Source organism: Bacteroides timonensis, assembly GCF_000513195.1.
GTDB lineage: Bacteria > Bacteroidota > Bacteroidia > Bacteroidales > Bacteroidaceae > Bacteroides > Bacteroides timonensis.
Genome location: NZ_CBVI010000110.1, coordinates 1 through 23,804, shown reverse-complemented (window position 1 = coordinate 23,804; position 23,804 = coordinate 1). Strand labels below are relative to the sequence as shown.

Here is a 23,804-nt window from a genome sequence, read left to right as displayed (position 1 = left end):
TAGGCTACATGGCTTCAGGGTTAGTAATTGCTGGCTCTTGCACCCATCACATCCGCTTCATGCTCCAAGCCTGCATTGTCATTCACCGGCAATCCGTCCACTTCAGTGGTCGGTTCCACACGTCCCGCCATCTGCTGGGCTACATGCCATGCCTCATGCGGCAGGTGCTGCTCCTGTCCCGGAGCCACATGAATGTCCGTTCCCTGCGTGTATGCCAGTGCTTGAACGGTTGCAGGTTTGTCCGAGTTGTAATGCACCCGCACATCATCCATTGCAAAGCCGGACAGATTCTCGACACCGGCTTTCAGGTTGTCCGGCATTCCCGTTTCATTCTTTTTCTGTATAGGTTCTGCTGCTTTCATCTGCATACCTTTGTCCTCATCCTCCTCCCGTTGGATGGCTCCGTCAAACTTGCCTTGCAAGGCATCCTCCTCGTCTTCCCCTACACGTTGCAGGGCTTGGTTCACCGGACGGTTGTCCACAAACTGCAATGCGCCGCTGCCGTCCTGCTTCTGCCGGATGGTGCGTGCCGTCTTTTCCTGATATACTTTTTCTGCTTCCATACCTTATATGTTTATTTTACAGTGAATAATCCGATTAAAACTCTTGTCCCTCATGCCATGCTATCTGTATGTGTTTCTTCAGCCACGGGAAACGTATCTGCCGGAACGCCCACGGGACGGTATCGAGCAGGATGTCAACCGTCCGTCTCTCTACCGTCAGCAGCCATTTCTCGTCCTGCTGTTCCAGCCGTCCGTCGCGCAGGATGAAGCTCTGTCTGAATCCGTTTACCGATGTACCTTTCATTTTTACCCAGTTGGCTTTTACGCCTTCCAGCATACCGTCGGCCGTCCGCTTTTCCTCATCCGTCAGTTCTATCCGCTTTGGTAGCGGAACCTGTGCGGGCAGGGCGGTCAGCAGACGGTTGAAAACCAGTTCAGGTTCGCGATAGTCCCTTTCTTCGGGACTTGCCAGATATTGCAGCAGGAACACGGCGCGGATTCTCGATGCAGTATCCTTGAAGTTCCTTCTTTCTTCGTCTAAATAGCCGAGCATAGCGAACAGTCGCGGGAACCAAGGCGAGAGCAGACACAGTCCGGCATTGCCGACAAGAGCCATTTCCAAATCATTTTCCTGACTTCTCTCCAAGATTTTCTCTTCCTCCGGGGTGATACCCAAATCTTCCATCATTTTACTCATAATTTCTTCTTTTTTATTTTCAGTTATACCTTGTATGGTAGGAAGCGACAGCACGAACGAGTGCGCTACTTCCTTTTTATCTACATAATAGGCAAATCTTGCGGCATCGTTTGTCGCAATGAATCTCATCAGTCCGTATCTCAATGCCGTTTCATTATTCATCGGCTCGCCTTGGGACAGGAGGTATTCAATGACCTGCCGCAGCAGTTCCTCCAATGTGAGAGAGATGTTTGCTGTCAACCGCAGCCATTCCGAAAGGGTTGCCCATTCCGCCCATTTTTCCAACGGCAGCTTGCCTTGTGCCGCCAGCCGTTGCATCTGTCTCAGCAATTCCGCCGGGCATGAACGCATATAGCCATGAAGCAGCCGCTTCCGTATCTCTTCGGGCAGAGCATCATCCATAAGCATTTCCAAAGGCAGGTCGGCTGCATCATCACTTCTATAAAGGCGTGACAGAAAGAAGGCCGTTATCTGCCGGATGCCCTGCCTTTTCCAGTCCGTCGTGCCTGTCCATGACAGAAGAGCACTCATCATGCCCGATGCCGCCATGCGGTCAGCCGACCGGATGCCCAGCCACTCCATCAGTCTTATAAAAGCGGTACGGTTCTCAAATCCGGAAACGGAAGAAAGCACCGTTACCATACGCCTGAACATTGTCCTGTCTGCAATGCCGGAAATGCGCCTGATGAAATCCGGATCAGCATTCTGCTCTGACAGTTCAACAAACAGTCCCGGTTCTTTATCCAATACGCCGGCTACAAGGTGGTACAGTTCCGAGTCATTCAAACGGTTATATTCAGACAACAGCCTTTCGGAAAGATTCTTTCCTGATGCTGGTACACCCGCCGTTTCCGTACCGTCCAAGCCAAGCCCACCGTTCACTTCATCCTGCAAATGCTTCCATTCCTTATTGTCATTGTAGTCCGTTCGCCTTGTATATACATAGTACAGGTGTGCCAGGAGCTTCCTGACCACTTCCTGCTCCGTCAGGTTCCTTCCTCCCAAAGTCTCTTTGTCCTGCATGAACAGCAGAAGAGCTTCCGACAAGGCGGTTGTAAAGGACAGGGTCATATTGGAGAGAAAAGCGAAACGTCCCCGTTCTTTCTGCAATAAGTCAATCGTCCGTGAAAGCAACAGTGCCTGTTTTCCATCCGCCTTTTGCATTCCATCCAGTATCACTTCTGTAGGAATATAAGCTGCAAACTCAAAAACTGTTTCTTTATTTTGCGGCAGGTTGCGGAATATTCCGGTCAGCACTTGTGGCTTCTCCCGTGCCAGTGCCTGCAACAGTTCACGCCTGGATTCGATTGCCACTTCGGCATCTTCCAGCCAGTCCATAAATCCGCCGGATGTATTCCAACGGTTTTCCAACAGCGTTTGAACGGTATTTGAATACGTCCTGACCTGCTGCGACCATTGTTCAAACACGGACAGGGCATGACGCATACGGGAACTGCCGGTATAGGGAAGCAGCTCCAACACTTCAAGGATGTCATCCTCCTTCACTTCGTCGGTTGTAAATTCTCCTGCCATGCCGTATAGTATCGGTCTGATTACAGCGGATACATTTTCCTTTCCGAACAAGAAGGTGAGGAAAAGAGAAAACAGCTCCGGAAATGGTCTTGTCATATCTGTTTGTATTTTTGCCATACCTGCTTGTACTTTCATCTCTTTTGCCAGCCATGCAAGCACCTGCATTCTCAGTGTCAGGGATTTGTCCTGCAAGTAGACGGAAACTGTATTCTCACCGGCGAACAACCGTCCAATCAGGATCAGCAGTTTCTCCGCTTCGCCAGTTCCGATAGAACGGATAACCATCTGTCTGATTACAGCTTCCGCAGCAGAAACACTGACCCGGCTGATTGCACTTTCCAACAGTCCCTGCTCATGCAGTTCTCCTATCACATCCGCAGTTCTCTCTTTATATCGTTCCAAGAAGGAAACGGTCACTCTGCGTTTCACAGCCTCTGAAACATTTTCGGCTTTCAACAGCATTCCCAGCCGTCGGATGCTTTCCTTGATGTCATCATCCTCATGTCCGACAAAGGTTTCAAGGTCTTTAGTTTCGTTTTCTGACAAATGAAGTTCTTTCACCCATTCTTCCACCGTCGTTTCATTATCCTTGCCGGTTGTTTCAATTGTCTCCTTGTGTATCAGACGCAACAAGGATTTGTTACTTTCAATAGTGGAAAGGGCATATCCATTGCCTTTAATCCATAGCAGCACCGCTTTACGGGCAGCAAGGGCAAAAACTTCGTAAGTCAATCCGTCTGACAGCCTCTCTTCTCTGACAAGACCGGTCAGGTATTTTATCACTTCATCCACGGTTTCCATGGCCGACAATGAGGTGGATGCAAGCAACCGTTGTAATGTACGTTCATCAATCAACCTTACTAAAATCGCTGTCAGAGCGCCATCATTTGCGACCTCACTCTTTAACCATAAGATAAAAGCCTCCGGTTCTTGCCGTACCAGTGCGGCTACAAGCATTCTTTTGTCCGCATCATTTCGTCCGGTATCTTTCAGAACGGCACTCAAATCCTCCATCCTGAAATCCGTCAGGAGAGAAGCGGTCTTTTCCTTGGAAGTGCTTTCATCCTCGGGAACATCCATACCCGAAGGCAAAGACAGCAGCGACAGCTGCATGAATACACGGTACAGCTGGAGATTGTAATACCCGTCATATGCAGGCGAACCGTCGGCATTGCGCGGCTGCATATTGTAGATGGCATTCAGAACATCCTTGTAATAAGCCGCTCCGAACACCTCCAGCAGGAAGGCGGCGGTAAGCTCCAGCTTTGACAGGTAGAACGTGCTGTTACGCTTGCGGATAAAAGTTAGCAGCCGGTAATGCAGGTGGCCGATGAAATCACTCTTACCGCCGAATATGGCAACTCCGTTGTACGGATAATACTTGACCAGCCATTCGTACAGGTAATGCCAGTAGGGAGGAAGGTCAACTTCGGCGTGCTCGGCGGTCTCCTTTTCCATCACCCTGCGGACAGAACGGGTGTCAAGCAACTCAGCCATGCCGTGCAACAGCCCTTCTTCCTCTGTCCCATGGACGAAGCGCAACGGCACATCGGGCTGCATTTCCAAGAAAATCTCCATGAAGCGATGTTTGCCTTCCTTCATGGAAAACACCTTGTCCATCGCAATGGAATACAGACGGACAAGCGGAGCGGATATGTCTGTCTGCAACAGAATCCGTCTCAGCACATACTCGTTGACCATGCACAACCCGGCAATCCTTTCCAGATAGCGTTTGTCCTGACTCACCACATTGTCAAGCTCTTCCGAGAGGTCGAAATCCATGTCCGCCCATTCTGTTTTCAGCACACCGTACTCCAGATAATGCAGCAGATTGGCGAACCGTGAGGCTTCAGTCTTTACTTCTTTCCCGTCAGTATAGAAAAGTTGCAGGTCAGGCAACGCTTTCAGCAGTTCCCCGCGCAGCCTCCTTGGGAACTCCGTATAGAAGTCCTCCTGCGGGATGCCGCCCAGGTCAAGGTCGAGCTTCTCGATTTCGTGCAGCACCCTGTCCTTGTCATATACTGAAAGGCATTCCTCCAGAATATTTTCCACGCAGGTACGGCAAAAGCTGTCCCAGTCCGCATACAGTCCCTGTGCGAACCTTTCGTCATCCATGACGAACTCGAATGATATGCGGTCAATGCCGATCATGCCCTTTTGTTTTCTGTTTACAGTTCTTCTTTCTTCATTTTGGATTTCAGCAGGTTCCTCATGCCCGTTTCTATATCCAGTCTGTTCTTCACTGTCCCTTGCGCCAGCATCCTGCGCCAGAGGGAATAACACAGCTCGAAAGACTGCATGGTCGCAGTGTCTGCTCCATAGAAACACATCTTGATATGGGCGGGCATCAGCGACCGCATCAGTTCCATGAAGTTCTTTCTGAACCTTTCCGAATGGAAATGCACCGTCCAGTCGGGGAACACCACCGATACGGTGAACGCTTCCGGCTCAAGCATCAGGCTGTGCTCCACGATATAGACCGTTTCACACTCCTTGTTCAGTTTCCACAGGAAACGCCTCAGGATGTTGGCATACTTGTTGAGCACCTTCTTGTCCGTTCCCCATTCCAGATTCATCCAGTATTTTCCTTCCTCGTTCCAAAATGCCAGTATGTGTTCCGTGTCCTTGATATTCACCAGCCGGTAGTTCTCCAGCCGTGTGCCTCCCCGGAACAGTCCTCCGCTGATGGCGGGATTCCGGAAAATGTCCAGCTTGTCATGCAGAACCTGGTATTGTTCCGCCCTTTCTTTCTCAGTTTGGGGCATCTTCGTTTCAGTGACCGGCTCCACCCGCGAGGCATCCAGCATTCTTTCCCCGATGAGCATGGCATCCATCTCGTTGTGCAGTTCCCTGTGCGCTTCATCGTCCCTGTGCAGGCTCAGGCTGTTCACATGGAGCACATTGCCCACCGAACGGTTCTCGTCCGGGTCGATGCCCAGCAGGAGGCAGAACCATTCCTTCACCGCCGGCACATTGTCTTTGCTTTCCAATACCGTTATGTCCCGTGCCTTCGCCCGGTTTTTTATCAGGCGAGCCGCCTGCCGCAGGAATACCGCCCGGCGCAGGATGGCTTCACCGGCTGTCTCTCCGTAGCTGTCCTGCTCCGTAAGCCGGACGGGGTTGCTCTCCACGCCGTAGAGGTGGTCCAGAAAATCCATATAGCGGTTCTTCAGGGTCACGGTGTCCCTTCCGGACGGACAGTCCGCATCCTCCACCCGGATGGAGAGCAGTTGCGGCAGACCTTTCACCTCTTCCAGTCCCGATGCCGTCATTCCGTCATAGAGCTTCAGATACGCCTCGAAGGAGGTGGACGGCTCCCCGTCCGGCGAAAGGCGGTAGCAGAGGGGGAAGTCTGCGGCTATGGGCAGGTGGGCGAAGATGTCGCGGTAAGTCCCCATCGGGGTTTCCCGGTCCTTTTCCTTTCTCTCCCCAATCGTTGCATGGCTGCGGATTTGGGTGTAATAGAAGGATTTCAGGTGTCCGATGAATTTTTCCATATGGACCGGTAACGGAATATTTTCGCAGCGAACGGTTACTTTCAGTTCCTCTTTGTCCTTCGGGATTTTCGGGCTGAACACTCCCGAAAGGTCGGTCAGCGGTTCGCCGTCCTTCATCAGGTAGCAGGTGCTGAACGAGCGGATGCCCTCCACCTGCCACAGCTTCCCGTACAGTTCGTATTCGGTGTTCTGCTGCCGGGGGATGACTACGCGCACGGCATTTTCCGAACCTTCCAGCCACTCTTCGGGCGACAGGCCGGAAAATGGCTGTTCTTCCGGGGTGGAGATACTGACCGAACCGGCAAGATAGCGCAGTATGGTGGCATACAGCCTTGCCAGCACAACGGTCGCATCCTTGCCCGGCTCTATTTCCAGTTCTGCGCGGAATTCCAACTCTTCGGGCTGTACGACCGTTACCTTGTCGAGATGCTCACACAGGTTGCGGTGGCTGTTGTACACTTCCCCAATCCGTTTCACCACCGCATTCTCATCTGTTTCTCCAAAAGGGGGAAGCGACACGCTCACCGTATAGCCTCCGGTCGCCGCATCACACTCCACCCACACGTTCTCCAGTCCGGGGACGGACGCGAAGAACAGTCTCCGGTAATCCTCTGTGGTGACGGGCGCAGTGGTATAGACCTCTTCGGGGGAGAAGAGCCCGAAACGTTCCGCATCGAAAGCACCGCCCTTTCCGGTCAGATAGTCCGTCGGGGCGAAACGGAGTTTATAGTCCAGTTCCGCCAGCGCATAGTTTGCGATGTCCGCCACGGTCACACCGGGGTCGTGGGCGTTGTAGTCCGTCCATACTTTACCCGAAAGCCGCTGCGCCTCCTCCAGCGTCTGCCTCTGTAGCTGCGTATAGAGGCTCTCGCCTTCCGCCTCCTGTCTGATATAGGGCTCTTTCCGTTCTTTTTCCATCTTCTACCGGTATTAATTGTCCATTGTCCATTGTCAATTATCTCTATCCCTTGTACATCTTCACTATCCGGCAGTGCACCTCGCCCGAGGGCAGCTTTTTCTTGCTGCGCATCTGCAGGCAGGGCGTTCCTCCGTGTTCCTCCCAACGGAAACGCACGCTTCCCGACCAGCCCCACCAGTGCTTCTGGGGAGATTCTATCTGCTGCTCCATCCGGTTCTGCCAGATGGCGGTGACGCGTGTCAGGCGGCACAGCCCCATGCCCTGCTCCCGGAAGGAGGCGTAGATGCGGTACACCCGGCAGCCGAAGCCTTCACGGGACACGTCGATGGGCAGGTCGTGCCATTGCTTGTCGGCAGGGATGGTCACATACTCCTCGCCGCCGGGAGAGGGTTCGCCTCCGCCTCCGGTCTTGTAGGCCGTGGCGGTGATTCCGTCCTCCACGCTCAGGCTGCCGTGCAGCATGACAGACTTGTCCTGTGCCGCTTCCAGCACCGTTTCTCCTCCGGCGTTCCTGACGAGCAGCTTCTTTTCGGGGGTCACGGTAATCGTCCACACGGGCGGTTCGGTCTCCGTGGCGGATTCATCCGTATATAGTCCCAGTTCCAGGGCGCCGTCCTGCTTGGGGCAGAAAGTCCAGCCCTTGCCGGTTCTCGCTATCTGTCCGTCCTCCACAAGGTTCGTCATGGAGTCTATCAGTTCGGCGAAGTTTTCTTCGGTTGGCGTTTGACCCTTCTTGAAATACGCCTTCAGGGTATTCCGGTCTTTTCGGTTGTTGTGTTCCATCGTCTTATCCTATTATGAAGCTGCTTCCTATCTCGGCGGTGTCGATGCCGTCACGCGAAGAGAGCAGTTCGATTTGTACTTTTGGCAGCAGCACGCTCCATGGGTGGCTGCCTTTAAATATCAGTTCCCCGGTTTCCGCATCCGGACTCTTTCCGTCCACCTCCAGTGCGACGACTTTCCTCAGGTCCTCGTGGTTCGCCATCCGGGCGTGCAGCTCCTTGTAGGAGAAGCTTTGTTGCAGTTCGGGGATGCCGCCTTTCCGGTACCACGGCGCGATGTGGTTCTGTGCCAGCACCACCAGCTGGCGGATGGTCTTCCCCTCGTCCCGCACCTTGTCCCACAGCACCGCCTTGCAGTGTATGCTCACCTTTTCATACACGGGATTCATTACGCGCAGGGTGACGAAGGACGGCGCATACCGGCTGACGAGCCGCTGTATCTCCGCCAGCTTCCATGCCGGGGAGAGGAAGTAGCGGCTGTCCTCCGCGCGGCTGAACACCACGAGGCGGATTTCCGAAGCGCCCTTGTCCCGTGGGACGGGGATGCACTGCGCCTTGTCTACCTCGGGAAAATGCTCCAGCACCAGTTCCTCGTAGTCCTTCATCGTCACGGCACGGTGGCGGTTGCCGATGCGTGCGGTCTGGTGCACGGCGGTTTCGCTCTCCGTTCCGGCAGGGCGGCCTCCGAAGCCGTCCAGAGGCTGGACGATGCTTTCTATCCGCTCGTCCGCTTCCGGCAGACCTTGTATCGTTCCGGCAGGCAGCGGTGTGCCGTCGCCGTTCTGTGCGGTCACCCGGATGCAGTTTGTCCAAATGCTGCGGACGGCGAGGCAGGCGGTGGTGTCACCCGTCAGGGCGGCACGCAGCCACATCCTCCCTTTCCTGTCGGTATGGGAGGTTTCTATTTTTCTCGGCAGCTTGATTTCGATGAAACCGCTTTGCGTCAGTCCGTTGGTCTCTTCGGCACGGACGGCATCCCCGATGAGGGATTCCCAGTCGGTCCCGTTCCACCATTCCCAACTCAGTTTCAGGCTGCTTCCGGACTGCGGATTGTAGAAGGGTATCTTCTCTCGGGGCAAGGTCATGTCGAGATACACCCGCACGCTCTTTTCTCCTTCTGCATGGGAGAAAGCGAAGTAAAGCAGATGTCCGGACGGAACAGCAGGCAAGAATGGCTGTTCTTTTCCCGATTCTATGGGAACAGGATTCATCTCCGGCAGTGCTGTGATACGGCCCAGCCGGATGGAGGAATCTGTTGTTTCCGTTGTTTCCCCAGCGGTATAGGACAGCTCCACATCCGCCAGCAGGGGCACGGCCGGTTCCGGTGGCAGCGGCTTGCGTTCCTTCTCCTTGCAGCGGCCGTTGTGAATCATCACGTCGGTGAACCGCTTGCGGTAGGCATCCGTGCCGAAGCCGATGGCGGGGCTTTGCAGGGTGGCGCGGAAGAATCCGTTCTTTTCACGGCTGTATTCATCTTTGCCACTTGCGTTTCCGGAGGAGAACAGCAGTCCGGCAAAGTTGAAAGCTATCCTGGCCGGGCAGAATTTACCGTTCCCGTCAAAGGAGAACAGTTTCTGTCCGCCGTCTGCACAGGGGTGCCACGCTCTGTCCTTTTGGTATTCGGTATCTATCGTGAACGAGTCCGCATCGGCTCCGTACTCCTTGTATATCTCGTTGAATTCCGCTTCCGTTTCGGGCAGCTTCTGCCACCGTCCGGTCAGGCAAACGGTCTGCAAGTGTTTCAGCCCCATCTCATCATTCCCGAACAGGAACCAGGCGCCGCGTCCGGCCTGTATGCCGAAGGGAGAGAAAGGCTGCGACGTGTCTACCTCCCCCAGTTCGTTGTAGAACGTGAAGTTGTGTATGCCGCTTACATTCACCTCCATTTGTACATCGGTGAACCTTACGTCTTTTGCCCATTGGCAGGAGCTGTCGATGGTCAGTATGCGGAGAGCCGGATATTCCGTCACCATGCCGTGTATCTCCTGGATGCAGGACGTGGGGGCAGCTTCATCATGGTGGAGAGCAAAGCGGAAACAGAGGTTCCCATCGGAAGCGGAACATTCAGAGGGTACTTCCGTCCATCCTTCAGCCGTGGCGTATTGCAGTGTGAAGCCCTCCTTCATGTCCCCGGAAGGTACATCATTGTCCGTGGTCAATTTAAAGCGGATGGTTACCCTCCGTTCACCCTCGTCCAGCACAAGCAGGGGCGACTCCAACTGCCAGCCCGACTGCATAGAGCCCATATCCACCTTTTCGTACTGCATCGGGCTGATGTATTCCTTTTGGGTGGTCCGGTAAATCAGGTCTTCCCCTGCGGCATTCTGTCCGGCAGGGAATGGCTGGGCTTTGGAAATGGTGAACCCTGCTTTTCCGGCGGCAGGAGTGATGACAAGGTAGGCATTGTCCTGCACCGCTCCCCGGGGTACGGCGTGCAGGATGTCCCGGCGGTAAAGTTCGGGCAGCGAGGCAAGGCGGCTGTTGAAGGCTCCGGCAATGCTGCTGTAGTTTTTCAGACAGGCGATGAGCAGGGCAAGCGCAGGTTCCGTGTCGCCGCTGTCCGCGGCTTGTCGCAAGTAGTGTTCCGCATTTTCCTGTATGGCGGTGACGGTACGGAGCATCCGGAAGTATTCGGGCTTGTCCGCTGCCTCCGTCTTTTCCAATGACGCTTCGAGCTGTCCTTTCAGTTGAAGCGCGGTTTCCGTGGCAGGACTTCCGCTATTGCCTGTCCGCCAGCTGTGCTCCAGATACCCGTCCAACCGGGCAATCCATCTGCGGATGTCCGCTTCCAGCTTATCGGCATACGCGCTTTGCTTTGTCGTACCATGCCCTTCGGCATAGCTGCCGCCATAGCCCGACAATTTCTTGCGGACAATATCGGCAATCACCGTCAGTACCTGGTTCTCCAGCAGGGGGGCGAGTGTTCCCTCTTGCTTCCCTTCACGATAATGAATCTCCCCTCCGGCTTCGATAAGCTGATGGAGCAGGATGTTCCGGTCGCTTTCCATGGCCGGAAAGCCGTCCAGCCGTGCCCGGTCGGTCTCGTAGTCGGTGCGGAGCGTGCCGCTGTGTCTGTCATTCGTTGCCATTGTTATATTATTTTTATATCTCAATATTTTCTGTATTCTTCAATTACCGGGAAAAAAAACGCTTTCCTCTAATCACATTCAGTGACTAACAGAAAGCGGAATAATGGAATTGATAATAGCATAGATTGTGAGCGCAGTGTTCACAATCTCATATATCGGTCTTTACTTGCCATGCTGCATCAGATATAGTTCCTTCTGTCGCTCTATCTCGCGGCGCAATTGCTCTTCCGTAGGCAGGTAGAGCTTGTACTTCGTGGCGAATATCTGTTCATTGCCTTTCAATATGGAGTATTTGGCTATGTCGGCATCCGTCTCCGAACAGAGTACAATGCCTATGGTCGGATTGTCGCCTTCCGTTCGTTTCAGTTCATCGTACAACCACCTCAGATTTTGCAAACGTGTTTGCAAAATTGTCAAGTCGGGCATCGTGAGGTAGAATTTCCGGAAATAGGCCAGATACCGTTGGCTGTAACCGCTGCCATATTCATGCGCCAGCTCCTTTGCGAGCGACTTTATCAGTTCCTTATCGTATTGGGCGCGTTCCTGCCCATACTGTTCCTCTTCCACGATACGCCTGCCTATGTTCCAGTAAGTGGCAATCATGGTAGCGTCTACGGCTGAGTATGCAGCCGTTCTCCCCGCATCAATGATTTGCTTGATGTCATTGACTACTTGGGTGATGTTTGTTACAGTTATGTTCTTGTCCTCTTTCATGCTTTTGCCTTAATATAATTTGTTCCGGCTTTCTGCATAATGGCATAGCCGAATCTCTTTATGTCAGTTTGCAAAAGTAATAAAAATGCCCGTAACTTACGCATATTCAGTCGCTTTTCCCATTATTCCTTTTCCCAATATGTCAAAGAACGTTCTTCTTCAAGCTAATTCATCTTTCGTCCAATCGGATTTGTAATATCTTTCGACCACCTATGATGACAAATCCTAATACTTATTGACCGGTGGAGGTCTGTTTTATAGTCTGTGCGGAGCGTGCCGCCTTTTCTGTTGTCCGTTACCATTGTCTATTTGTTTTTTTATATCTCAATATTTCTGTATTCTTCAATTCTTGGGAAAAAGAAAACCGCTTTCCTCCTGCGGCGATATGTCGCAAAGGGAAAGCGGAATAATGGAGAATAGATCTATCGTTTTACGAGTTGTCGCAAAATTTGCGACAGTTGGAGCCTTTTTACCGGCAATTATTTCAGCAGCTTGCGTCCTGCCATATCTTCCAGCACCTGCATCTGCTGTATGGCGATGCGGTTCAGCCGGATGAGCCGTTCACGTTGTGGAATTCCGTCTTGGATAAACACGGCATTCAGGCTTTCCATGTTCGAGAGGCATATCAGTTCGTTCACCGAAGCGTAGTCACGGATATTGCCTTTCAGGTCGGGATGCTTGTCGCGCCATTCCAAGGCGGTCATTCCGAACAGTGCCATGTTCAGCACGTCGGCTCCCGTTTAGCAGTCCAGCCTATCTGTGCCTGTTCCTGCTCTTTCAGCCGTTGAAATTCCTCTATCAGATAGAGCTTGAAAGGTACACTGATGGCATTGGTTCTCTCAATCCATTCAGACGCACTCAAGACAAAGCTCGGCAAATCAGCCTGCTTTCTAAAGTGGTCAAATTCGACCACTTTAAAACCGGGATTATGAATCGTTTTCCATGTGCCCAGATAGCTTAAAATAAAGACATTACAGCCTGTTTTCACGGATAATTCTAAACCCCTCGAATTCGGTGGGTTTAGAATTATCCGTGTCGAATTCGACACAATTAAAATCCGGGCTATTAAGTTTTCTTCATTATTCCTTTTTCCCAATATGTCAAAGAGCGTTCTTCTTTTTTATCATCTTTACTCCATACATGCCGCTACAAAACAAAGCCGTCCTGCCGTTTCAATGCAGATTGAAACGGCAGGACGGAAATAAGAGAGGAGAGTGCCCGACGGCTTACAAGATAGTCAGACTGACGCGCTTTCCCAACCCCTGGAAAATCTTGTAGAGGGTGGATAGTTGTACGTCTGCCTTTCCGTTCTCGATGCGCGAGATGTACGATTTCTTGGTGCCTATCTTCTCAGCAAGCTGTTCTTGCGTAAGCCCGGCTTTCAGACGTTCTTCCTTCAGGCGTTCGGCAAGGATGAAGGCTTCGGCATCACATTCAAATTGGTCGCGTTCGGGAGTACCTTCGGAACCATACTGAACGTTGAGGATGTCATCAAAAGTGCGGCAGCCTTTAATTGATTTCTTTGTTGCATTCATCTTTCTGTTCCTTTCTTCTTTGAATTAAAATATTCGTTCATTATTGCGGTGGCTTTCTTTATTTCTTGCGGTGGTGTTTTCTGCGTCTTCTTCTGGAAGCCGTTGAAAAGCACTACCAGCCGCCCTTCATCAAAACAACAAAAGATGCGATATATGTTGCCTTCCATTTCTACCCGAATCTCAAAAAGACCTGCCACTGTTTCAATATTCTTGAAAAACTTGGATGGAATCTTTTCTTCTACACGGATCAGATTCAGCACGTAGTTTATCTTGCGTTGGACAGACGGCGTTTGCTCATCGTAAAATTCGGCAAAGTAATCACCGTGGATTGTAATTTCTCTGATGTATTTCATCTCTGGTGCTTTTGATGTTGCAAAGTTAACTAATTAATCAACTCATGCAACGCATTTTACTTATTTTATCTCTTATTTCCTGTTTTGTTTCAGCACGTCAAAGAGCGTTCTTTCGTTTTAGATTTGATAGAGTGAATCTATTTAAACCTATATATTTGTCAACCAAATCCTATTGTCACTTGGGTTGCGTAATGGAGCCGTGGCATACTCGTTGTGGCTGCCATACGTGCCAAGGTCTGCTCCGGCAACATGCGGACTAAGTCTGCGGCATGATATTTCAATTCATTCAAATGCATGGCTTATAAATTTTATAATTGATACTGCAAATTTAATCCTTTTTCATTTAAGGTGTTACAATTAATTTCTTCCGACCACTCATGATGACACATCCGCCGGGACGGGGGAACGGAAATCATAAACCAGCTGCCGTGGTAACCCTATCTACCCAATCTTGACAATTGTTAAAAAGCAAGTTGTAGTTTCCTGGATTTGCATTGTTATTTATTGCTTGATGCAATCGCTGATCTTCCCCATTATTATGTGAAATTTGTCGTCTTATTCTATATCCCATTCTTTGCCATGGTTCAGAAAACAGTGCTCCAGCACCATAAACCGATCCATTTGCACAATGAAAGCCGATATTATCATAGTTCCCTATAGGTAAATTTTGAGGTCTGTCAAAAATAATATGTCGATGATTAAAACTCAGATTACCCATATTATGATTTTCAGTTTTTGCGTGCATAGGATTAAATACTATATTATTTTGATTCTGTGGTAATGGACCTACTAAAGGTATTTGGCCTAAGGGTCGGGTTGCAGTCCATGCCATCTTCTGTAATATACGCTGGCTTTTCATATTTAGGTTTTGCAAGGATTTTTTTTGCGAAACTTGCGTATAACTACATATTCGTTTTGTGGGAGTTTCTACTACCCGACTGATCGCTTTTCTATGTTCTTTTCCTTCGTACATACTTCATTCTATTTCAAAATTATTACTCATTCTTCTTTTCTCTTGAATAGTAGCCACCTCGCAAGGGGACTAAGTCTGCGGCATGATATTTCAATTCATTCAAATACATGGCTTATAAATTTTATAATTGATACTGCAAATTTAATCCTTTTTCATTGAGGGTGTTACAATTAATTTCTTCCGACCACACATGATGACACATCCGCCGGGACGGGTAATTCATTTTTTTCTAACAAGTTATATATGTCTATAAATTGTTCATCATTGTTCAATTGCATTAGCTGAGAGACCAATTGAGATACTTGTTCTACAAATTCATCATAGACATAAGACAATATCGTAAATATTTGATCCAACACATCCATTATATCTGGCAACTGTAATATTTTTTTAGCAAAAATAATAATATCAACATGTCTAATAATTGACATTGTAGCAATTTTCTTTAATGAGAATGTATAATTAACATTTTGCATGTCAATAAAGTAGTTATCAATTTCATCTTCACTAATTTCAATTGGGACATTCGGAAGTTGAATAATACGATTGGATAGTAAAAAAACTTTAATATTAGATTTCTCTATGTTCGGGAAAAATACACATATATAATTAATGAAACCATCTATATCATAGAATGTTATATCACAGAGTGATAATTTATCAAAAAACTTATCTATTTTTTGGGGAAAATCTTCTTCTGTAATATCAAACAAATTACAAGAAGATTCTCCTTTACCTCTAATTTCTTCATCTGTATATCCTGTTGTACGATGCCATGCATAAGTGGCATATGGATTAAGATTTAATAAATAAACCATATTATCTTGAAGATATTTCCAAAGTTGTTCTATTTGAGATGTATAAATTGCATTCTCATCGCTATAAGTAGGTTGTTCGATTTCATTTATAAAATTAATATTGCTCTGAAAATATTCTGCAATACCACTACATGTGTTATACAATTCAGAATACATTTTTATATACGAATTCAAACGTGGTGAATTTAATCCTAAGTTTTCATTATATTCTGATACAGGATAAAAGATAGTTTCGTTCGCTAAAATTGTTTGAATTTGATCAGGTGTTTGAATTAGTTGGCAAAATTTATCTGCAATACCTTCTTTTGACAAATTATCAATCGTTTTCTTTAATGACGAATGTGCAATTGTATGCGGTCCCATGCTACCAAAATACACGCCGTAAAATGATAATTGACTATTGAATTCGGATTTGCTAATTTCTTGTATAAAATAGTTTAACTTCTCGATAAATATTGTAGAAGCATCTTGATGCTCAATATTAATATCAGCAAAACGAGTTCTAAAACAATCTATTTTACTTTTTCTACCCTCATTTCTCCTTGTCAACATCATTTGATTGACATAATAATTAGGAGTACTGACTTTGTTCTTATATCGATCAGCCTTTTTGATATTATTTACAACACCCCGATTTCGTTTTTCCTTATTCTGCTTCGCTTCGTACATATCCATCAAGTTTTAAGTTAGTATTTTGTTTCCTGCTTCACGTTTACAAACCAAAGTTTTCACTGCCATCTGATTTGTATCCCCTTTGTCCAATCATCGTGTATAAATAGACGGTTGTATTTTCGAGAGTGCCTTGGATTCCCTTATTGGCAGTACTATAAGACCCTCCTTTTCCGATGTAATCGGTGTTATCGTTTCCACGGTACGCATGGATCGTGGAGTTTGTGACATTGATCGTAGGCGCGCTTGACTTTGAGCCTATAGCAGGCATTCCCTCCATCGGGGCATATATTGCTTTGGCATGGACAGTGGCATCGGTTATCGTGATTATGCCGCAGTTACCTGTATAGGTTCCGATTCCCGGCCAAATATTAAGGGCTGTATAACTGGTATTGGCATACAAAGTAATCTTTTCAATGGTAATGTTCCCGCAATCGGAGGTATTGCCGATAGCCGGGGCTTCATATCCTGCCGTTGTTGTCAGCATATCGTCCGTGCCGTTGCCTTTAATGGTCACGGTGCAGTCCGCTGCCACGGAGATGGCCGCGCCGTTCATACCACTGTCCACTTTATTATCTGCTCCCTGCACAATGATGGTCGGGCTTCCGCTTGTTATGCTGATGGCATTGCCGTCATTTATCGAGATGTTGGCATCACCCAAATATATATTCGGATTTCCACCTGTCACATTGATACTGTTGCGGCCGGAGCCGTAGAAATAGTAATTACCATCGCTGCTGATTTCATAAGCACCTGTCTGTTGAGCAAGGTTCACTTCCGTTGTACCGCTCTTGTGCAGTTTAAGCGTTACACGATGAAGGTTGGCGACAGCAAGCGTCATATCCGCAGTCAGGCTGACCGTAACACTTGTACCTCCTTCCAAGGTTACGGCAAAAGCATTGTCTTTTGCCAGTGTACCTATGGGAACATTTGCCTCGAAGCAAGGCTGGCCATTGGCAGTAGTGGGGTGCATCGCGATGGTTCCTGTGGTACCGGAATCAGTTACTTCCCCGTTGGCAACGGTGCAGGATGCCGGATAGCTGTTCATCGTTACGCCCGTAGCGTTTCCCTCGTAGGCCGTGCCCCGGAGATAGACACGCACCTTGGATAGCTGGTGAGTAAAGTTCAAGGAAACGGGACTACCACCGTATGAGGCGTTTGTCGTGGCTTGCAACGTATACACCAAACCTTTGGATTGGTTGCTAAGGTCTACCGTGCCATCCGTGGTGGCAGACGGGGAAGTGTACCAAGCCGTGACTTTGCCGTTTTGGGTAGTGCTGTGCCAGTAGATGGGTGTGACGGCTTCCACCGTACCGGTTTCGGCATCGGTTATCTTGTACGTACCCACTTCGTCATAGCCCTCAATTTTCACATAGAACACATCGCCTTTTTTCCACACGCTGCTTTCACCGTTCTCGCTCTCCGCCACCCGTGTCTGCGGAGCATTAGCACTCCACGGCTGTTCGCTGCTCTCCACGCTCATCGTCACCGAAGCAATCTCCAACGGATATTGTCCTTCGGGCAGGGTGTTGCCGTCCGTCATTTCATCTTTAGAGCAGCCTGCAAGCAACAGCCCGGTCATCAGGCATATTGCTGTAAATAGTTTCTTTCTCTTCATATTGGTATTCATTTTGTTTATTCTTATTCTTAACTATATCTGTTTTACTTGGTCATGGGATAATATTTACCGTGTATCATCGAGAAATACTGCCCCCGTTGTTGCACGCCGTCGGGATGCTTGTAACCCACGTGCATCCAGCTGGGCATTCCGCTGTCATCCTCGCCCTCGGAAATCAGCTGGTCGAACTTGCGGCCGGCAAGGAACTCGCGGCAGAAATGCTTGAACTCCATCATCCGTCCGTTCACCGGAACCAGATCGAACGCATAGCCGTAGCGGTGTGCCGAGGTGGACGAGCCACCCACCGCCTTGTTCAGTGCCGGACAGCGGTAGCCGGAAGAGATGTTGATACCCACCTTGCCCAAGCCGTTCTGTCGGCAATGGATTTCCCATGCCTCGCGCAGCGGGTCGAGCAGCGTTTCTACGGATTCCTTGATATGCGCCTTTATCTCGGGCGACGGTGTGTTGTCGATGCCTTTTTCCACTGCCGTGGAGGAGTAGATACATTCTTGTAGAGTAAAATATTTCATACGCTTAAAGTGTTGAGTTATACATTTCTGATCGTTGTCCCTTCATTGAGGTAGAACGGATAGACCATGTTGTTGCGGTTGTTGGTGCGAATCACGGTGTAGCTGAGGTGTATCAGCAACACGCCCTCCGCAGGCTGTTCCTCGAACGACACCTCTTCCAGCGTGATGCGTGGTTCAAAGAGAATCACTGCACGGGCGATGTCGCTCCGCATACGCACCGTGGTTTCCGTGGTTATCGGCTCGAAAGCATATCGCCGCAGGGGGCAGCCGTAGTCGTAGCGGCAGACACGCTCGCCGGGCGAGGTGCTGAACAGCACGTGCAGGCTCTGCTCGATGTCTTCCTCGTAGGCAGCCATCGCCACTCCGTCGTCCGTCAAGGTCGGGGGGAAGCTCCATCCTCTGCCCAGGAAGGCATCGGTGTCCAATAGTCTTTTCTGTTCGTCCATATCGTTTTCCTTTCTTTTGTTTCCAAACTATTTCTGAGGCATACCGGAAAACGAACGTCCCGCCCTTCTCCTTGCAGGGAGAGGGGCGGGACGGGAAACAGAATATTAAAATTTTATGAATTTGGACTTAGATAGCGGTATCTGCAACCGTCTCCAAGTCAAAAAACAGCAAGCGTGTATCATCCTCTTTATCATCATCGTTCAGAGGCACGAAGCCATTCTTCAGATAAAACGGAATGGCATCCGCATAAGCATCTACCGTCAGGAAGCGGCAGCCGGTCTTGTTGTCTGTAATGAAGAAACTTTTGATGAAGTCTATCAGATAAGAGCCGAAATGCATGCCCTTGGCTGAGGAACAGACTGCCAGGCGGCATAACTTGCCGGCAGGATAACTTTTCAATCGCTTTTCATTGATAAAGCGGTGCTTGCGGAAACGGTTGAATTCTGTCTTGTTCTCAAAATCACTTAATGAAACACGGTCGTTTGCCAGACTGAAGTAAGCCAAGGTGTTTCCTGTCGGAATATCTTCCAAAATATAGGTTACAGCCAATAGTGCCTTACGGTAAAGGGCGGCTTCTTTTAAAAGGAATTCGTTCAAGTCGGTGTCTCCACAGTCAAAAGACTGCATCATTTCATCCGATTGCAGTTTGCGGATTCTTACTTGCTCGTAATTCATCTTCGTACTTCTTTCCGTTTTCAAACCATTGCAGCACAGTGTGATAGTGCTTCAATCTTCTCTCCTTCTCTTCAGGGGTTTCTTTGGGCGGATTTTTCATCCGTTCCTCGAACCGCCGGGCATCATTGCCAAAAAGTATCGGGGTTTCTTTTATCGGTCTTGCCATAATTGTTCTCCTTTCTTTTATTTAAATATGGCAAAGGTAGTACATAATGGGGGAACTGCCAAAGAAACAATGCTTTATATTCTATTTCCCGTATTGTTTTCCAGTATGTCAAAGAACGTTTTTGTTTATATTGGCCTCTCTTTCGGGAGAGGTTTATCCTCCTATCATCACCGTGGGGCATCCCGCCACTATCGTTCCACCATGCGCGGTGCTGTCGCCCATGCGTGCGGCGGGTCTTCCGCCAATCATCACGGTGGACGAGCCTTTCACTATCGTGTCCGGCGGACCTACGCAGACGCACATGTCGCCTACAACGGCTGCCGGCATTTTCCCTATCAGTACGTTCGGCACACTGGGACCCACTACGGGGCCGCCCACATGGGGTATCGGCGAGGGAAACGCCGGGGTCTGCATGGGGCAGGTGTGCATATCGGTTATTCTTGCTGCTGGAGGCATAATTTCATTTACAATTTGACTATTTACAATTTACTATTTATCGTTTGTCATCTTAGTTTATCATGACCATCGCACCTTTCACGGTGGTCTGGCCGCTTGCCGAGAGTTCCGCCGTGGCGTTGCCCTTGACGGTGGCTCCTATTTTCGCCTGCACTTTCACGTTCAGCCCTTCCATACTTACATCCTGCTTGGCGGTGCCGCTGAGTTTCATCGTGGCATCCATCGTGATGTTGCCTTTGGCTTTCAGCGTAATATCTTTTGCGGACGAGAGGCTGATACCGTTCTTGTCCATCGTTATTTCGTTCTTGTTCTGGTCGGTCAGCTTGATGTGCTTCCCGTCGTCACTGATTTCCACCGTGTTCTTTCCGGGGGTGGAGACCGTTATTATCTTCTTTTCCTCGTCGAACTCGATGCGCAGCTTCTCACGGGTCACTATCGCCTTCGTATTGTTCTTCGCTTCGTATTCGTAGGGCGGCTTGTGCTTCTCTCCGTACAGCGAGCCGAGGATTACCGAGTGTGCAGGATCTTGGTTCATAAAGCCTACCAGTACTTCATCGCCCGGTTCGGGCAGGAAGAAAGTGCCCATGCCTGCTGTTGCATACATGGTGGAGAGGCGCGCCCAGAGCAGCTTGCTCTTTCCGTCCATCCATGGCAGTTCTATCTGCATGCGTTGCTCTTTCAGCGGATCGCCGTCCAGCTTCTTCACCACTGCGGCGTGAAGTCCCTGCAAACCGGGCAGGAAGCCGGAGGCGGAAGGGGAAACCACATCTGTTTCATCGGTGATGCAGAGGGGCGAAACGCCTGCGCCTGCCCGGGTAATCCATTCGTTGTTTTCGATGGTGTGCGTTACAGAGCCTACGAACAGGTTACCGTTGAACCGCTTGCCCAATCCTTTCAGCTCGATGATGCAGCCCGGCTTCACCTTTGCCGAGCCGTAGAAGCTGACGGAGCCTTGATAGCGTGCCAGCCCGGCTTTCAGAGCCATGCCGTCCGCCCATTGCTTCAGGGCTTTCTCATCGGTAGGCGCATCGGTCTGTAGCAGCAGGCTGTCGCCGGAAGCGATGTTCTTGGGTTGCAGGTCGCCCTGCTTGTTGAGCGAGGGGGCGGAGGCGGTGACCTTTACGGCTTTTTGCTCCTTGGGACTCCAAGATACCGCCTCGTACTGCGTGAACTGGTCGTCCGACGAGAGTTCGAGGTCGAAGGCGGTAATATCCGTGCCGAAGGTTACGGTGTGTACGGGTGAGCCGCTGACTTCCGGCTTCTTCACCTTTATCTTGCTGCCGTCGGTAAAGACAAACAGCCCGTTGGCATCGGCACGCGAGAGGGCGAAGTCCCAGTCGGAGCAGTAGTATTGCACCAATGTGGGGTGCTGGTAGGGTGTGGCATCCACGTCCACGCTTCCATAATCAGACAATACTTCTTTGATGATTTCGTTATCTTTCTTTTTCTCGAAGATGCGGTTCTTGCGACCTTGCGTGGCGGGATAGGCGTTGTCACGGCATTCTACTACCATATAGGAACGGAAGTCCTTGCCGGTGAGGATGCGCAGCCCGATGATACTGCCCTCGAACAACGTTTCCTCCTTGTCGATACCGCCTGCATCCAGACGGATGGTGTTGCCCGGCTTGAAGAGCGAGTCGTCGCTCTCGTCGAAGGTCTGCTTGTCCATGTTTCCGGCATTGAACTTCAGCGTTGCCTTGCCGATGCGGTTCAGCTCCAGGCGCACGGTGGCGGACACCAGCGCATAACTTTCTTTCAGCTTGCTGCCGTTGCAATAGACGGAGCAAGACAGTACACGGTCTTTATTTATTGAAGGCGAATCTGCCATAATCTTATTCTTTTTTTAGCATCGGCATCAGGATTTCCGTACCGGCGGGAATGTTCCTGTAACCGTTCAGGTTATTGAATCGTGTGACTTGCCCCACCAGGAGCGCATCGCCGTATATTTCATAACAGAGGGCGGCAAGTGTCTGCCCCTCTTTCAGCGTGACGAGCCGCGACACGTCGGGCGAGCGTTTGGAGAAGTGCTTCTTCTCTTCTTTCTGGCTGCAATAGCCCGTCAGTGTCACCTTCAGTTCGGCGCGTAGCGGCATCCCTTCGGGATTGAAAAGGGTGTATTCCGTTTCCAATGCCTTGAGCTGCCCGAAGAAGGTGATGTCGCCATGTTCCACTTTGACGAACGAGGGACGGTGCACATTGGTATTATAATCGTATAACCGCTCTTCGAGTGCATTCACCGTGTTACGCACGGGATTTTCCCCGTCATCATCCCCCATTGCGTTGGTCACGTCAAGCAAACACTCGAAATAGAGTGTTTCAGGTTCGTAGCGCACATAGGAATTAGACCCGTTCAGGCTGCCCAGCTGCTTGTCCTCCGCATAGCGGACTCCCTTACTGAGCTTCACCTTCTCTGGATTGGCGGGCAGTTCCAGCGCGGACTTGCATTCGCTGTTGAAACTGTCGTCCGCATAGGCTGTTATCTTCATATTTCCCATATCGCTTCTGTCTTATCTTTCGTTTCTTCTCTTCGTCTGCCGCCGTCCGGCAGGCTGTCCGCTTCTGTTTTCTTCGGACAGCCTGTCCAGCACGCGGCTTTCTATCTTCCGGATTATTTCGTCCGAAACTTCCGTTTCCGTAATGATTCGTTTCTCCACCACGGTACGGATGCGCATTTCCTTGATGATGATTGCCATAACCGTTTACAAAATTTCCAAACGTCTCATACTGACATAAGTCAAGACAATCGTTTCACAAGACAATTTGCTTCCGGTAGCATCCAATGTATCCAGTTTCCAGTCTATGGGATAAGCACGTCTGCACAGCCATCCGGCCAAAGGTTTTCCGTCAGAATCCAATAGCTTGACTACTAAATCATACACCTCAATACGTCCGTCTCTTCCTTCCATCCAATTCTGCCAATTATTTATCCAGGTGGTAAATCCTTCAGAATAGGGAGTCAAAGGGCGTTTCAACGTTATATCGCTGTGCGAAATCCCTGTGGGCACCTTATAACTTACCACCGAGCCTTTATTTTCGGTCTTTATTTGCATGCCCAATCCGCTGATTTCCATAAAGGATGCTTGGAAATGCTTTGATCCTCTCTGAAAATCCACACGAAAGTAGAATGAAGTCGGAAGATTCCATCCCTGCTGCTTAGCATTGGAAGATGCAGACTGCTTTCTCATAAATTACGATTTCAGATTTACTCCTTCGTGAGCAATGACCAATGTTTCGATTGCCGTGGTAGTGGCATCAGATTTGAAGCCTTCCACCGTCAGTTTCTTCGGCCATGCGTTCACTGCCTCCCAAGTCTTTACAGGACTACCCGATTCATCGAGCAGGCTCACTGTTACCACTTCACGCTGGACGGTGTTCAGTTTGACACTGTTGAGCCAGTCCCACAATGCCTTGTCGTCCTTGAATACACCTTTCTTCAAAGTCAGGTCTCCTGCCTTTCTCAATCCGGGCATTTTCAGTTTGGTAAAGACGGGACTGTCACCTGCACGATAGGTGATTTCCTCGTACTCCGATTCAAGACCTGACACTTCGCTACACGAAATGTCTCCTACATTAGAAATTGATACCTTGAAATAAAAACTCGGTAACGGCCATGCCTGAGTGCTTGCACTTTGTGCTGCTCCATTGTCTGCCATAATATTAAAATTTTAAATGGTTTATTTTTCTATTTTGATTAAACTCAGCTCTTCTGCATCTGCTGCTGGAAGGTGATTTCGATAAACTCTGCCGGACGGCTGATGGCCACCAGCACTGTGATGCGCATGATGCCTTCCAGTATGTCCTCGGGGGTCATGGTATCGCCCAGCCCCACG

Annotated in this window: 24 protein-coding genes and 1 pseudogene; 2 read left to right on the top strand and 23 right to left on the bottom strand. The window is 49.7% G+C overall.

Features of this window, described 5'->3' with window-relative positions; translation table 11 throughout:
• Nucleotides 1-20: 20 nt before the first annotated feature.
• From BN161_RS20490 to BN161_RS30685, 5 genes are read right to left on the bottom strand one after another with little or no spacing between them, the layout of a single operon-like run.
• Nucleotides 21-563, bottom strand: coding sequence for an eCIS core domain-containing protein (locus BN161_RS20490; RefSeq protein ID WP_081743762.1), 543 nt, complete (start codon nucleotides 561-563; stop codon nucleotides 21-23).
• Nucleotides 564-597: 34 nt separating this feature from the next.
• Complete coding sequence (locus BN161_RS20485; RefSeq protein WP_125910887.1) at nucleotides 598-5,016, bottom strand: contractile injection system tape measure protein; 4,419 nt, start codon at nucleotides 5,014-5,016, stop codon at nucleotides 598-600.
• Nucleotides 4,902-7,148, bottom strand: coding sequence for a hypothetical protein (locus BN161_RS20480; protein WP_044269788.1), 2,247 nt, complete (start codon nucleotides 7,146-7,148; stop codon nucleotides 4,902-4,904). The genes BN161_RS20485 and BN161_RS20480 overlap by 115 nt, the downstream gene beginning before the upstream one ends.
• Nucleotides 7,149-7,191: 43 nt before the next feature.
• Nucleotides 7,192-7,932: a hypothetical protein gene (locus tag BN161_RS20475; RefSeq protein ID WP_044269786.1), complete on the bottom strand. Its 741-nt coding sequence runs from the start codon at nucleotides 7,930-7,932 to the stop codon at nucleotides 7,192-7,194.
• Nucleotides 7,933-7,936: 4 nt separating this feature from the next.
• Nucleotides 7,937-9,307, bottom strand: a complete 1,371-nt coding sequence (locus BN161_RS30685; RefSeq protein WP_244436575.1) for a baseplate J/gp47 family protein — start codon at nucleotides 9,305-9,307, stop codon at nucleotides 7,937-7,939.
• Between BN161_RS30685 and BN161_RS30680 the strand changes: the two genes are divergently transcribed.
• Nucleotides 9,296-10,597 (top strand): hypothetical protein, encoded by a 1,302-nt coding sequence (locus BN161_RS30680; protein ID WP_244436574.1) that lies wholly within the window; start codon nucleotides 9,296-9,298, stop codon nucleotides 10,595-10,597. The two genes, BN161_RS30685 and BN161_RS30680, sit on opposite strands and share 12 nt — an antisense overlap.
• Nucleotides 10,598-10,618: 21 nt before the next feature.
• On the top strand, nucleotides 10,619-11,092 hold the full coding sequence (locus BN161_RS30675) for a hypothetical protein (protein WP_244436572.1): 474 nt from the start codon (nucleotides 10,619-10,621) through the stop codon (nucleotides 11,090-11,092).
• Nucleotides 11,093-11,182: 90 nt separating this feature from the next.
• On the opposite strand, the gene BN161_RS20465 is transcribed toward BN161_RS30675, so the two are convergent.
• The 18 genes and pseudogenes from BN161_RS20465 to BN161_RS20385 form a co-directional block, all read right to left on the bottom strand.
• Nucleotides 11,183-11,734 (bottom strand): PDDEXK nuclease domain-containing protein, encoded by a 552-nt coding sequence (locus BN161_RS20465; RefSeq protein ID WP_044269784.1) that lies wholly within the window; start codon nucleotides 11,732-11,734, stop codon nucleotides 11,183-11,185.
• A 479-nt stretch (nucleotides 11,735-12,213) separates the two neighbouring features.
• Nucleotides 12,214-12,695: pseudogene (locus BN161_RS28850) on the bottom strand (KilA-N domain-containing protein); the annotation flags it as partial.
• A gap of 265 nt (nucleotides 12,696-12,960) precedes the next feature.
• On the bottom strand, nucleotides 12,961-13,269 hold the full coding sequence (locus BN161_RS20455) for a helix-turn-helix domain-containing protein (RefSeq protein ID WP_044269782.1): 309 nt from the start codon (nucleotides 13,267-13,269) through the stop codon (nucleotides 12,961-12,963).
• Nucleotides 13,266-13,622: a type II toxin-antitoxin system RelE/ParE family toxin gene (locus BN161_RS20450; RefSeq protein ID WP_044269780.1), complete on the bottom strand. Its 357-nt coding sequence runs from the start codon at nucleotides 13,620-13,622 to the stop codon at nucleotides 13,266-13,268. Before BN161_RS20450 ends, BN161_RS20455 begins: the two co-directional genes overlap by 4 nt.
• A 158-nt stretch (nucleotides 13,623-13,780) precedes the next feature.
• Nucleotides 13,781-13,918, bottom strand: coding sequence for a hypothetical protein (locus BN161_RS29940; RefSeq protein ID WP_167332560.1), 138 nt, complete (start codon nucleotides 13,916-13,918; stop codon nucleotides 13,781-13,783).
• Between the two features lie 116 nt (nucleotides 13,919-14,034).
• Nucleotides 14,035-14,595 (bottom strand): hypothetical protein, encoded by a 561-nt coding sequence (locus BN161_RS20445; RefSeq protein ID WP_044269778.1) that lies wholly within the window; start codon nucleotides 14,593-14,595, stop codon nucleotides 14,035-14,037.
• A 170-nt stretch (nucleotides 14,596-14,765) separates the two neighbouring features.
• Complete coding sequence (locus BN161_RS20440) at nucleotides 14,766-16,082, bottom strand: hypothetical protein (RefSeq protein ID WP_125910886.1); 1,317 nt, start codon at nucleotides 16,080-16,082, stop codon at nucleotides 14,766-14,768.
• A 43-nt stretch (nucleotides 16,083-16,125) separates the two neighbouring features.
• Nucleotides 16,126-17,700 carry a fimbrillin family protein gene (locus BN161_RS28235; protein ID WP_125910885.1) on the bottom strand — a complete coding sequence of 525 codons (1,575 nt, stop codon included), beginning with the start codon at nucleotides 17,698-17,700 and terminating at the stop codon, nucleotides 16,126-16,128.
• A gap of 44 nt (nucleotides 17,701-17,744) precedes the next feature.
• The gene (locus BN161_RS28845) at nucleotides 17,745-18,230 is read right to left on the bottom strand and encodes a D-Ala-D-Ala carboxypeptidase family metallohydrolase (RefSeq protein ID WP_044269773.1); all 486 of its coding nucleotides are present in this window, start codon (nucleotides 18,228-18,230) and stop codon (nucleotides 17,745-17,747) included.
• 17 nt (nucleotides 18,231-18,247) lie between these two features.
• Nucleotides 18,248-18,676, bottom strand: coding sequence for a GPW/gp25 family protein (locus BN161_RS20425; protein ID WP_044269771.1), 429 nt, complete (start codon nucleotides 18,674-18,676; stop codon nucleotides 18,248-18,250).
• Between the two features lie 127 nt (nucleotides 18,677-18,803).
• Nucleotides 18,804-19,352 (bottom strand): GNAT family N-acetyltransferase, encoded by a 549-nt coding sequence (locus tag BN161_RS20420; protein ID WP_044269769.1) that lies wholly within the window; start codon nucleotides 19,350-19,352, stop codon nucleotides 18,804-18,806.
• Nucleotides 19,309-19,518 carry a hypothetical protein gene (locus tag BN161_RS20415; protein ID WP_044269767.1) on the bottom strand — a complete coding sequence of 70 codons (210 nt, stop codon included), beginning with the start codon at nucleotides 19,516-19,518 and terminating at the stop codon, nucleotides 19,309-19,311. The genes BN161_RS20420 and BN161_RS20415 overlap by 44 nt, the downstream gene beginning before the upstream one ends.
• A 153-nt stretch (nucleotides 19,519-19,671) precedes the next feature.
• Nucleotides 19,672-19,974, bottom strand: coding sequence for a PAAR domain-containing protein (locus BN161_RS20410; protein WP_044269765.1), 303 nt, complete (start codon nucleotides 19,972-19,974; stop codon nucleotides 19,672-19,674).
• Between the two features lie 52 nt (nucleotides 19,975-20,026).
• On the bottom strand, nucleotides 20,027-21,802 hold the full coding sequence (gene vgrG / locus BN161_RS20405; protein WP_044269763.1) for a type VI secretion system tip protein VgrG: 1,776 nt from the start codon (nucleotides 21,800-21,802) through the stop codon (nucleotides 20,027-20,029).
• A 4-nt stretch (nucleotides 21,803-21,806) separates the two neighbouring features.
• Nucleotides 21,807-22,469, bottom strand: coding sequence for a LysM peptidoglycan-binding domain-containing protein (locus tag BN161_RS20400; protein WP_044269761.1), 663 nt, complete (start codon nucleotides 22,467-22,469; stop codon nucleotides 21,807-21,809).
• Nucleotides 22,470-22,481: 12 nt separating this feature from the next.
• Nucleotides 22,482-22,667: a hypothetical protein gene (locus BN161_RS20395; RefSeq protein ID WP_044269759.1), complete on the bottom strand. Its 186-nt coding sequence runs from the start codon at nucleotides 22,665-22,667 to the stop codon at nucleotides 22,482-22,484.
• 6 nt (nucleotides 22,668-22,673) lie between these two features.
• Nucleotides 22,674-23,159 (bottom strand): phage tail protein, encoded by a 486-nt coding sequence (locus tag BN161_RS20390; RefSeq protein ID WP_044269757.1) that lies wholly within the window; start codon nucleotides 23,157-23,159, stop codon nucleotides 22,674-22,676.
• Nucleotides 23,160-23,162: 3 nt separating this feature from the next.
• Nucleotides 23,163-23,627, bottom strand: a complete 465-nt coding sequence (locus BN161_RS20385) for a phage tail protein (RefSeq protein ID WP_044269755.1) — start codon at nucleotides 23,625-23,627, stop codon at nucleotides 23,163-23,165.
• Between the last annotated feature and the right edge of the window lie 177 nt (nucleotides 23,628-23,804).

What these genes read in the sequence shown, in the direction of transcription:
- BN161_RS20490 (WP_081743762.1), bottom strand. Translation starts at nt 563, where the DNA reads ATGGAAGCAGAAAAAGTATATCAGGAAAAGACGGCACGCACCATCCGG.
- BN161_RS20480 (WP_044269788.1), bottom strand. Translation starts at nt 7,148, where the DNA reads ATGGAAAAAGAACGGAAAGAGCCCTATATCAGACAGGAGGCGGAAGGC.
- BN161_RS20475 (WP_044269786.1), bottom strand. Translation starts at nt 7,932, where the DNA reads ATGGAACACAACAACCGAAAAGACCGGAATACCCTGAAGGCGTATTTC.
- BN161_RS20465 (WP_044269784.1), bottom strand. Translation starts at nt 11,734, where the DNA reads ATGAAAGAGGACAAGAACATAACTGTAACAAACATCACCCAAGTAGTC.
- BN161_RS20455 (WP_044269782.1), bottom strand. Translation starts at nt 13,269, where the DNA reads ATGAATGCAACAAAGAAATCAATTAAAGGCTGCCGCACTTTTGATGAC.
- BN161_RS20450 (WP_044269780.1), bottom strand. Translation starts at nt 13,622, where the DNA reads ATGAAATACATCAGAGAAATTACAATCCACGGTGATTACTTTGCCGAA.
- BN161_RS29940 (WP_167332560.1), bottom strand. Translation starts at nt 13,918, where the DNA reads ATGCATTTGAATGAATTGAAATATCATGCCGCAGACTTAGTCCGCATG.
- BN161_RS20445 (WP_044269778.1), bottom strand. Translation starts at nt 14,595, where the DNA reads ATGTACGAAGGAAAAGAACATAGAAAAGCGATCAGTCGGGTAGTAGAA.
- BN161_RS20440 (WP_125910886.1), bottom strand. Translation starts at nt 16,082, where the DNA reads ATGTACGAAGCGAAGCAGAATAAGGAAAAACGAAATCGGGGTGTTGTA.
- BN161_RS28235 (WP_125910885.1), bottom strand. Translation starts at nt 17,700, where the DNA reads ATGAAGAGAAAGAAACTATTTACAGCAATATGCCTGATGACCGGGCTG.
- BN161_RS28845 (WP_044269773.1), bottom strand. Translation starts at nt 18,230, where the DNA reads ATGAAATATTTTACTCTACAAGAATGTATCTACTCCTCCACGGCAGTG.
- BN161_RS20425 (WP_044269771.1), bottom strand. Translation starts at nt 18,676, where the DNA reads ATGGACGAACAGAAAAGACTATTGGACACCGATGCCTTCCTGGGCAGA.
- BN161_RS20420 (WP_044269769.1), bottom strand. Translation starts at nt 19,352, where the DNA reads ATGAATTACGAGCAAGTAAGAATCCGCAAACTGCAATCGGATGAAATG.
- BN161_RS20415 (WP_044269767.1), bottom strand. Translation starts at nt 19,518, where the DNA reads ATGGCAAGACCGATAAAAGAAACCCCGATACTTTTTGGCAATGATGCC.
- BN161_RS20410 (WP_044269765.1), bottom strand. Translation starts at nt 19,974, where the DNA reads ATGCCTCCAGCAGCAAGAATAACCGATATGCACACCTGCCCCATGCAG.
- vgrG (WP_044269763.1), bottom strand. Translation starts at nt 21,802, where the DNA reads ATGGCAGATTCGCCTTCAATAAATAAAGACCGTGTACTGTCTTGCTCC.
- BN161_RS20400 (WP_044269761.1), bottom strand. Translation starts at nt 22,469, where the DNA reads ATGGGAAATATGAAGATAACAGCCTATGCGGACGACAGTTTCAACAGC.
- BN161_RS20395 (WP_044269759.1), bottom strand. Translation starts at nt 22,667, where the DNA reads ATGGCAATCATCATCAAGGAAATGCGCATCCGTACCGTGGTGGAGAAA.
- BN161_RS20390 (WP_044269757.1), bottom strand. Translation starts at nt 23,159, where the DNA reads ATGAGAAAGCAGTCTGCATCTTCCAATGCTAAGCAGCAGGGATGGAAT.
- BN161_RS20385 (WP_044269755.1), bottom strand. Translation starts at nt 23,627, where the DNA reads ATGGCAGACAATGGAGCAGCACAAAGTGCAAGCACTCAGGCATGGCCG.